We start from the raw sequence: 13,671 nt of genomic DNA, 5'->3' as shown, positions 1-13,671 counted from the left end.
GACCGAGGAACTGATTGACAACAAGCATTTTATGGCTTGGATACTGCACGGAAAGAAACAGGAAAAATGGAAAGAGCTTACCGTCCAGTTTCCGGAATTTGAGGAAAAAGTGCAAAAAGCGCGGAAAATCATCCTCTTTTTACACGAAAACGGAACAAATTCTCAATCCGTTACGGTACATGAACTTTGGAACGAGATTCAACAATATAACAAGAATATAAATCGCCGAAAGCAATTCATCCGTTTCGGAGGATATCTTAAATATGCTGCCGTTGTTGTTTTTGCCCTGCTTCTGGCAGGTGTTGGATACCATGCCCTACGTAATGATGACAACACCTACCATTTCACTGAGAATTCAGCAACACAGGATGGAAATGATGCCAAACTGGTCCTGTCAAACGGCCGGCATATTGCCCTTCGCAAAAACGAGTCCTCGATTCGGGTTGATAATAGAAATGAGGCGATAAAAATCGATAACGACAGTGTCATCTATATGGATCAACTTGATGCACATAACAATGGACAAGGACTAAACGAAGTAACAATCCCTTACGGGAAGAAGAGCTATATCGAACTAACCGATGGGACAAAAGTGTGGTTGAATGCCGGAAGTAAATTTGCTTTTCCAACACATTTCAACGGGAAAAAGCGCCTGGTCTACCTCACAGGTGAGGCATATTTCGAAGTAAAACATAACGCTAAGCAGCCGTTTGAGGTGAGTGCCGGGGGAATCATCGTAAAAGACATCGGAACTCGTTTCAATATCTCGGCTTATGATTCGGACAAAAATATTAAAACGGTCTTGCTCGATGGAGAAGTCTCGCTGAAAGAAGCCGAGGGAATAAGTCTGCTAAATAAAGAGATTGTTATGACACCGGGGCACAAAGCTTCGTTCGATAAATCAAAAAAGGTTTTCAACGTCGTTCCCGAACCGAATGCCGACCAATATATTACCTGGATAAATGGGTGGTATCAATTCTCGGGACAACGAATTGACGACGTATTTAAACGGCTGGAAAGATATTACAATGTACAGTTCCTTTATCGTCGGCCATTCCCTTCATCCGAATTGATTGCCGGCAAACTGGACCTGAAAGATTCTCTAAGCAAAGTATTAACAACCTTGTCAGATATCGTACCAATCGATTACCGGATTTCGGGCAATCAGGTAATCGTAAACCAAAAAATAAATGAATTAAATCTAAGAAATTAAAACAATGAAGGCCGGGAGTCTGCCAACTCCCGGCCTTCTAAAAATCAATGTAACATAAGTCTCACATTAACAGTTCAAATGTATGAAAAAAATCTGTAGTAAATTGTGCCCTTCACAAGGGGGTACATTTAATCTCTTGCTCAAAATGAAGCTATTAGTTGTCTTCGTTTTTGCCGCTTTCTCAACCTACGCGGCAACAAGTTACTCCCAGGAAGTAATGTTTAACTTCAACCTGAGATCTGTCACTGTTAAACAGGTGTTCGATCAAATCGAAAATAACAGTGAGTTTATCTTGATCTACAACGAAAAAGCAGTCGATTTAAACCGGACGGTTTCTGTTCGTGCACGGAATGAATCTGTTCAGGACATTCTCGATCAGGTTTTCAGAAAAACCGGTAATACTTATAACATCTACGATCGTCAGATCGTTATTAAAGCGCCGGAACAGTCTTCCAGTATGCCGAAAGTCCGCACTTCCGGACAGCAGCAAAAAACCATTTCAGGAACCGTGGTTGACGAAGACGGCATGGCGCTGCCAGGCGTAACTGTTGTTATTCCGGGCACAACCACCGGTACGGTAACCGATATCAATGGTAAGTTTTCGCTCGACATTCCGACCGATGCCAAGAGCCTTTCTTTCTCGTTTATCGGTTATTCAACCCAGGTGGTCCCGGTTGGTCAGTTGACGACCTTTAATATTACCCTGAAGCCGGAAACGACCCAGCTGGGAGAAGTTGTGGCTGTCGGTTATGGTGTTCAGCGCAAAAGCGACATGACCGGTGCCACCGACCGCCTGACATCTGAAAATATGAACAAGAGCGTCGCCACTTCTCCTGTCGAGATGATGCAGGGACGTGTATCCGGTGTAAACATCACCCAAGACAGTGGTGAACCGGGAACCGGGATGACCGTCCGGATTCGGGGTTCCAACTCGATCCGTTCAGGACAGACCCCTTTGTATGTTGTGGATGGTGTGCCATTGGACAATAACAACATTACTCCTGCCGGAGGTTCTGCGTCTGGATATGGAGGTGGGGCAAACCTGAATCCCATCAGTTTTCTTAACCCGGATGATATCGAATCGATCGATATCCTGAAGGATGCTTCCTCTACCGCTATTTATGGCGCCCGTGGCGCTAACGGTGTAATTATTATTACCACCAAAAAAGGTAAACAAGGAAAAGGTACCATTACCTATGATGGTTACATGGGGGTATCGCAAATTCGTAAGAAACTGGATTTACTTAGTGCCAGCGAATTCCGTAGCTATACCAAGGCTGACGGGAGCAAACTGCTCGATATGGGGGCAAGTAATAATTGGCAGGATAAAATCTTTACCACAGCCATTACACAAAGCCATAATCTTAGCTATGGTGGTGGTACCGAAAACTTTACCTACCGATCTTCTTTCGGCTATCTCGACCAGAAAGGTATTGTTAACGGAACCGGTATGACGAAAATGAACGGTAGCATTAAAGTATCGCAAATAGCCTTCAATGGCAAGCTGAAACTGGATGGTAACCTGACGGTTTCCCATATAGAAGACCAACGTGCTCCTATTACTAGTGGCGCAAGTGGTGGGGGTTATGAAGGTGACCTTATCCTAACGGCACTTAAGCTGAATCCAACGTATCCGGTCTTCAATCAAGACGGAACCTACTATCAGAACGCCGTCGACCAACGTAACCCGGTAGCCATGCTCAACCTGGTAGATGACCAGACACAAACCGATCGCATCCTGGCCAACGTGGCTGCTGAATACGAAATCATCAAGAATTTCAAATACAAATTCAATTTAGGATTTGACCGTACCAATGCTGAACGTCGGGTTAACCAAAATAAACAATTATCTTACTTATCAAATAAAGGTGAAGCCGATATTAATAATATCACGGCCAATAACCGTTTGGTCAATAACTATTTCACTTATCTGACGAAAATCGGTGATGACCATTCATTTAACTTCCTATTGGGACATGAGTACCAATATGTAAAAGTAACCACGCATAATACCCATGTTAATGGATTTGAATCAGAAGGTATTAAATACACCAACAGCCTCGGTTACGGGAACTTCTCCAATGCCGATGTTTCGTCATCAGCTATCGAACGGGAACTTCAGTCGTTCTTTGGAAGGGTTAATTATAACTACAAACAGAAATACCTGTTCACCTTTACCGGACGTTACGATGGTTCATCCAAATTTGGTAAGAACAAAAAGTATGGTTTCTTCCCATCTGCTGCATTAGCATGGAGACTTTCACAGGAAGATTTCCTGAATAGTTCGACAACCATTAGTAACCTGAAACTTCGTTTAGGATGGGGACAGACTGGTAACCAGGAAATTCCCGATAAAATTTCGCTGATGGCTGTAGGAACATCTGCCGATGCAAATGGATATTTCAATGGTACCCTGTTACCGGGCATTACTTTCCAGAGAACTCCCAATCCAGACATCCAATGGGAAACAACCGAACAAACAGACGTGGGCCTTGACTTTGGATTCTGGGACAACCGTCTGTCAGGTACTATCGATTATTTCCATAAGAAAACAACCGATGTACTATTGGAAATTCCTTCAAAACAACCTGCTGCAACTCCAACACAATGGCAGAATGTTCCCGGACTAAAGATCCTCAACAATGGTATTGAACTCTCATTAAACGCCCTTTTGGTGCAGAAAAAAGACTTTACCTGGGAACTGGGAGGTAACTTCTCTTACGTCAAAAACGAGGTGAAAGATTTGCCTGTTAAATTAATCGAGACAGGTGTTGCCACTGGACAGGGACTTTCTGATACCCGGGTTCAGATTATTACCAACGGTGAACCCGTCGGAACTTTCTATGGAATGGTATTCCAGGGATTCGATGCCAATGGCATCAGCACCTATAAAACTGATGTTGATGGAAATCCGGTGAAGGAGCCTTTAGGATCGGCCCTGCCAGATTTCACCTACAGTTTTACGTCCAAGATTCAGTTCAAAGGATTTGATTTGAGCATGCTCTGGTATGGCTCACATGGAAATAAGGTGTATAATAATACCGCCAATGCATTGTTCACCAAAACTGCCCTTGATAAAGGGTATAACGTAACCCAGGAGGTATTTCACTCTAAAGAAAATCCCGATAACTCAAACGCGTATTCATCACGTTTCATTGAGGACGCTTCATTCTTAAGATGGTCTAATCTCACCATTGGCTATACTTTCAATACGAAAAACATCAGCTGGTTAGGTAGTGCACGTGTATACGTAACAGGTAACAACCTGGCGCTCATCACCAACTACTCCGGTTTTGACCCGGAAGTGAATATTGATGCCAACTACAAAGGCGTTCCTTCCCTGGGAATTGACTACACTCAATATCCGAAACCACGCACATTTACCTTTGGTGTTAACCTTACGTTCTAATGCTTAAAAATAACAAATATGAAAATGCTTAAGTTAATTAAATATAGTGCAGTACTCTTCCTGTTGGGAACGATCTCCTGTACCAATCTTGATGAAAACGTGCTCGATGAACAATTGGGCACCAACCTGGTAAATGACCCATCCAACGTCCAGTCATTAATCAATTCTCCTTATGCCAGCTTACGCCATACTATTGAATGGTTTGACTACTGGGCACTGCAGGAAGTAACTTCCGATGAAGTAATCGTTCCGACTCGTGGTTCTGACTGGTATGACAATGGCGCATGGATTCAGCTGCACTTGCAAACATGGACTCCTGACCATATCCGCATGAAGAACGTTTGGAATGCACTTAATCAAGGTGTTTCAAGGGCAAATACTGCGATTTATTATATCGGACAGTTTCCACAAAATGCAACTAACGATCTGAATATCGATGAAGCCCGTTTCCTTCGTGCATACTATATGTACCTGATTAATGACCTATACGGACAAGTGCCTTTCCGTTTAGCAAATGACCTTGATTTTTCGATGTCACCGCAAGTGCTTAACAGAAAAGAAGCCGCCGACTACGTTATTTCGGAGTTGAAGGCCATTCTGCCAAATCTGAAAACCAAGTCAGAAGTTGGCTCTGCAAGGGTTACACAAGGTGCAGCGGAAGCACTTCTTGCCAAAGTATACCTGAACTATGAGGTATATACGGGTGACGCAAAATGGGACAGCTGTAAATATTATTGTGATCAGCTGATTAGCAGCCCCGATTACGCTGTAGCAGATGACTACTGGTCCATGTTCCAGAAAGATGTAGCAGAGCATCCGGAGTTCATTCTGCGTGTTCCGATGGATGACAACGTGACCATGGGCAGTGGTAGTGTTTGGGTGAACTTTACCTTACACTACAGCCAGGTCTTTGGCAACATTACCAGTACATGGAATGGACCTTCCACTACTTCAACTTTTTTTAATACCTGGGATACGCAGGATCAGCAAAACGATGTACGTTTTTATGACGATCGCATCAAGAGCGAAACCGGTTTTAACCAGGGATTTTTGGTTGGCCAGCAATATGGACTGGATGGAACAGCATTGGAACAACGTAATGGAGATCCTTTGGTATTTGTTCCGGAAGTCAACCTGACCAGCTCTCCTGAAAATGCAGGTATTCGTGTTGTTAAATTTGCTCCAAATCCGGATACCCAGGACCAGTTCTCTTCACCGAATGACGTTCCGATCATGCGTATATCCGACATTTACCTAATACGGGCTGAAGCTGAACTGAGAATGGGCGATGAACCAGGCGCCCTGGCCGATGTAAACTATCTTCGCTCAAAACGCAGTGCACCGGGGCATACTTTAGCAGCCTATACAACCCTTACCCTCGATGATATCCTGAAAGAACGTGGACACGAGCTGTATTGGGAAGGCCTGCGCCGTCAGGATCAGATCCGTTTTGGCAAATTTACCGATGCATGGCAGGAAAAACCTGCGACTGATGCAACAAAAGAACTCTTTCCACTCCCACAATCAGCAGTCGATGTTAACGAAAATCTGATTCAAAATCCTGGTTATTAATCCGGGACAATTTCATAAGTGGATTAATAGAAAGATGCTGCCCCGGATTGGGGCAGCTCTTGTTTTAACATTGGCTAATTGAGTTTATGCATGACTTTTCAACGACTTTTTACCGCTGACCATGAAATATACCCTTGTCCTGCTTCTCCTTCTGTGGGTAGGAAGTAACGCTTCAACTGCGGCAGGTAATCAGAAAGACGGATGGAGAATAACGGCAACCGATTCGACAAACTATATAGGAATTGCCCTGGCAAACGGACGAATAGGACTCTTACCGTCCTCATCTCCCTTCAAAGTTAAATCCATCATCCTGAACAATGTATTCGATGAATACATGTACAACAAAAAGGAACGGCTTATCACCAGCCGGGTGTTATTGGGAATCAACTTTGCCAACCTGGATATGTTAATTGACGGAGATACTGTTACTGCAAATAACATCTCTAAATGGAAACAAGTCCTGAATATGAAAGATGCAAAACTGACAACCACCTTTCAATTCAAGAACAAGGCAATTATTTCTTACACCGTTTACGCTTTGCGTGGAATGCCCTATGCGGGTATGATGGATGTCAACGTAAAGGCACTGAAAAAAGATGTCAAAATATCGGTATCCGGACAAATCATTTGTCCTGAGGATTATAATCATGTGGTACAAGTTTTTAAAACTCCTCAGGACAATGACATCCGGATGCCTTTATTGCAAACGGTGGCGTTAAGTCCTACCGGGAAACACAAACTGGCAACAACGGCCACGTTCATTTTCAACAACAATGAAGAACCCGAACTCAAAGAATCGGTGGAATCTCAATACGAGCACGATCTTGCCTTTTCCAGGGAAGTAAAAAGCGGCACAGATTTCAGTTTTGCCTGGGCCGGGGCCGTTTGTACCTCAAAAGATTTCAGTGATCCGCAAAGTGAATCGGAACGAATGGCTATCTACATCATGCGCGGAAACAAACAGGCAGTGATTGATCAGCACACCCATCTGTGGCATCAACTCTGGCAGGGAGATATTCAGGTAGAAGGCGATTTGGAATCGCAACGCGATATTCGCCTGGCTCTTTACCATCTGTATGCCTTTTCCCGTGAGGGTTCCAATCTCAGTTTGTCTCCCATGGGACTTTCATCACAAGGCTACAACGGGCATGTTTTCTGGGACACCGAAATATGGATGTATCCACCATTGCTGATCTTTAACCAGGGAATCGCCCGTTCACTCCTGAACTACCGGGCTGATCGTCTGGATAAAGCCAAACAAAAAGCTTCCGATTACGGATATAAAGGAGCCATGTTCCCATGGGAATCGGACGATACCGGCGAAGAAGCCACACCGACTTTTGCTTTAACCGGGGCTTTCGAACAACACATTACCGCTGATGTAGGCATTGCTTTCTGGAACTATTTCCGGGTAACCGGAAACAAAGATTGGCTGAAAGAGACCGGTTATCCCGTTATCAAAGCAACAGCCAATTTTTGGGCCAGCCGTGCCGTCGAAAATCCCGATGGATCCTACTCCATCAACAATGTAGTGGGCGCAGATGAATTCGCACCAAATGTGGACGACAATGCCTTCACCAACGGCTCTGCGCAAACCGTGATGCGATATGCCGAAAAAGCAGCCACGCTACTCAACGAAAAACCCAACCCCCAATGGGAAAAAGTGGCTTCCAACCTCCGTTTTTATCATTTCCCGGATGGCGTCATCAAGGAACACAAAACCTACAAAGGTGAAATCATCAAGCAGGCCGATGTCAATTTGCTCGCGTACCCGCTGCAGATAGAAACTGACACGTCTGCTATCCGCCGTGATTTGGCCTACTACGAACCCAAAATGGCCAAAGACGGACCCGCCATGGGACATTCGATTGTTTCAATACTCTATTCCCGTTTAGGAAATGCAGAAAAAGCTTTTCTTATGTTCAAAAAAGCCTATGTTCCCAACAAGCGGCCTCCATTCGGCGCCCTGGCCGAATCAGCGACCAGCAACAACCCCTATTTTGCCACAGGTGCCGGGGGAATGCTTCAGGCTGTCATCTTCGGCTTTGCCGGATTGGAAATCACCAGCCAGGGCATCGTTCAGCATACACCATGCCTGCCTCAACAGTGGAAAAAGCTGACCATTACAGGTGTTGGCCCCGACAAGAAAACCTATACCATCACACATCACAATTAGTTTAGCTAGCAAACATTTGTTCTTATGTTTATTTAATTCTTATTGCTATGAATGTCAGAAAATATTTTGCGCTACTAACCGTAGCCATTTTAACAGCCATGGCGGCATGCCAGTCGCCCACGAAAAAGAATGACCAGGCTATTCCTGACCGCAAATGGTGGAAGGAAGCAGTCGTTTACCAGATTTATCCGCGAAGTTTCAAGGATAGCAACGGCGACGGTGTCGGCGACCTGAAGGGTATTATTTCGAAGCTTGATTACATCAAAAGCCTGGGGATCGATGTCATCTGGCTGAACCCAATCTATGCCTCACCTAACAACGACAATGGCTACGACATCAGCGACTACCGGAAAATTATGAAAGAGTTTGGTACGATGGCTGATTTCGACAGCTTATTAAACGGTATGCACCGCCGCGATCTAAAACTGGTGCTGGACCTGGTGGTCAATCATACGAGCAGTCAGCATGAGTGGTTCAAAGAATCGCGTAGTTCACGGACCAGTCCATATCGGAATTATTACCACTGGTGGCCGGCCGAAAAGGGAAAACCAGCCAAACGGTACAGCTATTTCGATGTCGATAACAATGCATGGAAATACGATTCAACTACCAATGCTTATTATCTGCACTACTTTGCCCGCTCGCAACCCGATCTGAACTGGGAAAACCCGGAAGTCCGCCAGAAAATCTACAGCATGATGCAATATTGGTTTGACAAAGGCATCGACGGTTTCCGGATGGATGTGATTCCTTACATCTCGAAGGATACTACTTTTCCTCCGATTCCGGCAAAATACCATGGCAATTTTCTCCACTACTATGCCAACGGACCGCATTTGCACCAGTACCTGCACGAAATGAACCAGAAAGTGCTCAGCCATTACGATATCATGACCGTAGCCGAAGGCGCCGGAGTAACCAGCGACGAGGCGATGAACTTTGTCGATCCCCAACGGGAGGAACTGAATATGCTGTACAACTTCGAAGTGATGGGGCTTGGACTGAGAGGTGGTGAATACAGAGACCTGGATTCCAGTGGAGTCAGCCTGGTTCAGTTCAAGAAAATCTTCACCAAATGGGACAGCGTCTACGGCTACAGAGGCTGGGGCACCATCTTTTTGGGGAATCACGATATGCCCAGGATGGTTACCCGCTGGGGAAATGATTCTCCTGAATACCGGGTGCTTTCGTCAAAAATGCTGACAACTTTCCTCCTGACAATGCACGGAACACCTTACTACTATTTTGGCGATGAGTTGGGAATGGATAACATCAAATTCGACAGCATCAGCAACTACCGTGATATTGAAACATTAAACATCTACAAACACATCAAAGAAACCGGCGGTGATTTACAGCGCTTCCTGAACAACGAAAAAATGATTGCCCGCGATAATGGCCGCACCCCTTTCCAATGGGACACCACCGCCAATGCCGGATTTACTTCCGGGACACCCTGGATTAACGTGAACCCGAATTATAAAACGGTTAACGAAGTGGTAGAGGAGAAAAATCCGGGGTCACCGCTCAATTATTTCCGCAAAATAGTTCAGTTCCGGAAAAATAACCTCGTGCTGGTTTACGGAAAATATGAATTGCTCGACCAGGACAATCCCAACGTATACGCATATACCCGCGAACTCAATGGCCGGAAGATGTTGATTCTGCTCAATTTTACCGACCATCAGGCGGAGGCCCACCTTCCAATAAAAATGAAGAATGCCAAACAGCTAATGGGCAACTATTCGGAGCCCGCTGAAAATGAAAATCCATTGTCGTTGAGGCCTTACGAAGCCAAAGTCTACCGACTGTAAATTTCAAGCACCGTGAGTTCGATGTAAAACAGAAGCTTATCCCCTGCCGGGCAAAACCGAATAGTACGGCAGGGGATGTTCCTGCTGTCAGGGCATGTGAGGTTTTTGTTGCTGCGCCCCGATGTAACCCCGGCACCATTGCACCTATTTAGCCGTTATCCCAACCAACAAAGTGCACGCGGGGCCAAAAAAGTAATCAAGATTATTACTAATTTTAATCGTCATTACCTTCATTTTAATGATGATTCAATTTATTTTAATCAGGATTCATTTTTTTCTAATGAGCTTTAGAAATATAATATAAAACCAAAAAGGTGGCACTGCAATTTAAAATCATGTCGACCCTTAAGCCCGGGCAAAACGAAGAAAAAAAGCCTGCAAATCGAATGATTTACAGGCCATTTCCCCGGTGGTCGGTCTGCAGGGGCTCGAACCCTGGACCCGCTGATTAAGAGTCAGCTGCTCTGCCAGCTGAGCTACAGACCGTTTTTCGGACACAAAAATAGAAAATATTCCGTATCTCGGCGCTCGAAAACACCTTTTAATTCGAGGTTTCGCTTCCATGCTCCCTGCCGGTTTATTTTTCAACGTGCCAAACAATTTTCTGCTTCGATGGTATGTATGTAGGGATGAACGAAAAAGAAAAAAAGCATTTACCCCGGAATACCGATTTACTGATTGTCGGGCAGGGACTGGCCGGAACCATGCTGGCGTTTGAATTGCATCGAAATGGTAAAGATTTCGTGGTAGTCGATTCTCCTTCCGGTGAAAAAACCAGTCGCGTGGCTGCCGGCATCATTAACCCGGTTGTCTTTCGCCGCCTGACCAAGTCGTGGCTGGTGGATGATCTTTTTCCGGTACTGAAAGATACCTACCGTGAATTGGAAGGACTTCTCTCCTGCCCGTTGCTGCATCCGTTGAAAATTGACAAAATTTTAGGCACGGAAGAAGGTTCGTTCTGGCGGACTAAATCGGTTGAAAATAAACTGGAAGCTTACATACACTCCGAACCGGATAACAATTTTCAGAAAGAAGGCATAGACACACCGTTCGGAGTTGGCAAAGTTTTTAACGCTTTTCGTGTCGGTTTACCTTTGCTAATCGACCGTTTCCGGGAATTTTTAGTCCGGGAAAACCGCTTTATTGTTGAAGAACTGGACACCAAAGATATCATCCGGAAAAACGGAAAAGTGCAATGGAAAGACATCACCGCTCAAAAAATCATTTTCTGCCAGGGATTCCGCGCCAGCGATAATCCATTCTTTCAACCGGTTAAATTCAAACACACCAAAGGCCAGGTATTGGATTTGGAGATTCCCGGGCTGGAAATTACGGACATGGTCAACAAGGGAATGTTTATGCTGCCGCTTGGCGAAAATCGTTTCCGGGCAGGGGCAACCTACCGTTGGGAATTCCAGGATACCCGTCCCGATGAGGAGGCAACAGCTGAGTTAACAGAAAAGCTGGAAAAGATTGTCAAATTACCTTATACCATCACTAAAGAACGGGCAGGCATTCGCCCAACTGCCCATGATCGCCGGCCGGTAATCGGCCTACATCCGGAATATCCGGAAATCGGCATTTTTAATGGATTGGGCTCAAAAGGAGCTATGCTGGCCCCCTGGTTTGCCCGTGAGTTTGTCCGCTTCCTTTGCGAAGAATCCGGTATCATTCATCCGGAAGTGAATGTTCTCCGGTATTACCGGAAAAAATAACCGGTTTAAGAACCAGTCTGAAAAAGGGTTGGCGGATTCTTCCATTTGATACCACATCCGGCAGAAGGTTTCTGCCCTTCCGGAACAGGTTTTCCATTCAGGACCGCATCGAGCGCTGCCCGCAAATCTTTTCCGGTTACCGGCACATCATTCTTCGGACGGGCTTCGTCCATCTGTCCGCGATACACACATTTCAAATCTTTGTCGAACACAAAGAAATCGGGGGTACAGGCAGCCAGATATGCTTTGGCAACTTCCTGGGTTTCGTCATACAGATAAGGGAACGGATACCCTTCTTTTGCGGCCACTTCTTTCATCAACTCCGGCGCATCATCGGGATAACTATCCACATCGTTGGAGTTGATGCCGACAAAACGGATTCCCTTTGCACCATATTCATTGGCAATGGCCGTAATTTCATGATTCACATGCTTGACGTACGGGCAGTGATTGCAAATAAACATCACGACCGTAGCTACATCAGATTTGATTTCTCCCAGCGAAATGGACTTACCCGACACGGTATCGGGCAACTCAAATTCTGGCGCTTTCCCGCCCAGCGGAAACATTCTCGAAAAAGTAAGTGACATAATAATTATCTTCTTTTCTTCACCCCCGTTTAACGAAAAAAATCCGTCATGGTTTAGAAAAATAAGGAGAAGGTCAGGCTCAAACTATTTTCAAATCTTCGAGTAACCCGATATAAGTATCAATACCGCTGCGAATTTCTTCTTCCAGAATATATTCATCCGGCGTGTGCGAGCGGGCTGAATCACCCGGCCCAACTTTCACGGTAGTAAATGGTAACACCGCCTGATCGGAAGTCGTTGGCGAGCCATAGGGTTGCAATCCCAACTCAAGGCCACGCTTCACCAACGGATGGTCAAGCGGAATACCCGAAGAATTAAGCCGGCAGGAACGGGCTTTCAGGTTACTTCCAAGTAAACCGGAAAGCATATCGAAAACTTCTTCGTTGGAGTAGCATTCATTTGTTCGCACATCGATAACAAACCGGCAACTATCGGGAACCACATTATGCTGATGTCCGGCTTCGATTTGGGTAACCGTCGTTTTTACCGGGCCCAGGACGGGTGATTCATCCGGAAATTTGAAATCCAGCAGACGCTGAATATCGGCCAGTGCTTTGTATATAGCATTCTCGCCTTCGTTGCGGGCTGCGTGACCGGTTTTACCAACAGCTTCTGCATCAATAACCAGCAGTCCCTTTTCGGCGATAGCCAGGTTCATCCCGGTAGGTTCGCCCACCAGGCCCAAATCAACTGGCCCCAACTCATCTAAAATGGAAGTGACACCATGGGCCCCGGAAATTTCTTCTTCTGCGGTAGCGCTCCAAATCAGGTTGAATGGCAGTTCCGCCAATTCGTTGAAATAGCGAAAAGCGGCCAATTGGGCCACCACCGAAGCGCCGGCATCGTTACTGCCTAATCCAGTCAGCCTGCCGTTATGCACAACAGGTGTAAATGGGTCGTTAGTCCAACCATTGGCCGGTTTCACTGTGTCTATATGCGAGTTAAACAACACCACCGGTTTACCATCCTGCCATTTTCTGTTTCTCAGCCAAAGATTGTTTCCCTTCCGGGAAGGAACCAGGTCCCACTCCTTTAACTGATTTTCCAAAAATGTAGCTACCGCACCCTCGTCCCGGCTTAGCGATGAAATGCCAATCATTTCTTGCAGCAAACGATATGCGTCGCTGTGTAGTTTTTCGATCGAAAGATTCATAACATAAGAAATCGCTACCTCCCGGACGA

The 13,671-nt window shown here is 45.5% G+C and carries 8 protein-coding genes and 1 tRNA gene; 6 read left to right on the top strand and 3 right to left on the bottom strand.

Annotation, left to right across the window (positions count from 1 at the left end; translation table 11 throughout):
• The first annotated feature begins 31 nt into the window (after positions 1 to 31).
• From GJU82_RS16560 to GJU82_RS16540, 5 genes are all read left to right on the top strand, one after another.
• On the top strand, positions 32 to 1,213 hold the full coding sequence (locus tag GJU82_RS16560) for a FecR family protein (RefSeq protein WP_194831089.1): 1,182 nt from the start codon (positions 32 to 34) through the stop codon (positions 1,211 to 1,213).
• A gap of 145 nt (positions 1,214 to 1,358) precedes the next feature.
• Positions 1,359 to 4,622, top strand: coding sequence for a TonB-dependent receptor (locus GJU82_RS16555; RefSeq protein ID WP_228488746.1), 3,264 nt, complete (start codon positions 1,359 to 1,361; stop codon positions 4,620 to 4,622).
• A gap of 18 nt (positions 4,623 to 4,640) precedes the next feature.
• Positions 4,641 to 6,194 carry a RagB/SusD family nutrient uptake outer membrane protein gene (locus tag GJU82_RS16550; protein WP_153633164.1) on the top strand — a complete coding sequence of 518 codons (1,554 nt, stop codon included), beginning with the start codon at positions 4,641 to 4,643 and terminating at the stop codon, positions 6,192 to 6,194.
• A gap of 121 nt (positions 6,195 to 6,315) precedes the next feature.
• Positions 6,316 to 8,370: a glycoside hydrolase family 65 protein gene (locus GJU82_RS16545; protein ID WP_153633163.1), complete on the top strand. Its 2,055-nt coding sequence runs from the start codon at positions 6,316 to 6,318 to the stop codon at positions 8,368 to 8,370.
• A gap of 47 nt (positions 8,371 to 8,417) precedes the next feature.
• Positions 8,418 to 10,184, top strand: coding sequence for an alpha-glucosidase (locus GJU82_RS16540; RefSeq protein ID WP_228488745.1), 1,767 nt, complete (start codon positions 8,418 to 8,420; stop codon positions 10,182 to 10,184).
• 410 nt (positions 10,185 to 10,594) lie between these two features.
• On the opposite strand, the gene GJU82_RS16535 is transcribed toward GJU82_RS16540, so the two are convergent.
• Positions 10,595 to 10,670, bottom strand: a tRNA-Lys gene (locus GJU82_RS16535).
• Between the two features lie 143 nt (positions 10,671 to 10,813).
• Between GJU82_RS16535 and GJU82_RS16530 the strand changes: the two genes are divergently transcribed.
• Positions 10,814 to 11,899, top strand: coding sequence for an FAD-binding oxidoreductase (locus GJU82_RS16530; RefSeq protein ID WP_194831088.1), 1,086 nt, complete (start codon positions 10,814 to 10,816; stop codon positions 11,897 to 11,899).
• 5 nt (positions 11,900 to 11,904) lie between these two features.
• Here the strand turns inward: GJU82_RS16530 and GJU82_RS16525 are convergent, their stop codons facing one another.
• Together GJU82_RS16525 and GJU82_RS16520 are read right to left on the bottom strand one after the other, a co-directional pair.
• Positions 11,905 to 12,489: a thioredoxin family protein gene (locus GJU82_RS16525; protein WP_153633161.1), complete on the bottom strand. Its 585-nt coding sequence runs from the start codon at positions 12,487 to 12,489 to the stop codon at positions 11,905 to 11,907.
• 79 nt (positions 12,490 to 12,568) lie between these two features.
• Entirely contained in the window at positions 12,569 to 13,642 is a 1,074-nt protein-coding gene (locus tag GJU82_RS16520) for a M20 family metallo-hydrolase (RefSeq protein ID WP_153633160.1), read from the bottom strand.
• Between the last annotated feature and the right edge of the window lie 29 nt (positions 13,643 to 13,671).

The sequence above is a fragment of the Prolixibacter sp. SD074 genome, from assembly GCF_009617895.1.
GTDB lineage: Bacteria > Bacteroidota > Bacteroidia > Bacteroidales > Prolixibacteraceae > Prolixibacter.
This window is presented reverse-complemented; position numbering and strand designations above follow the sequence as displayed.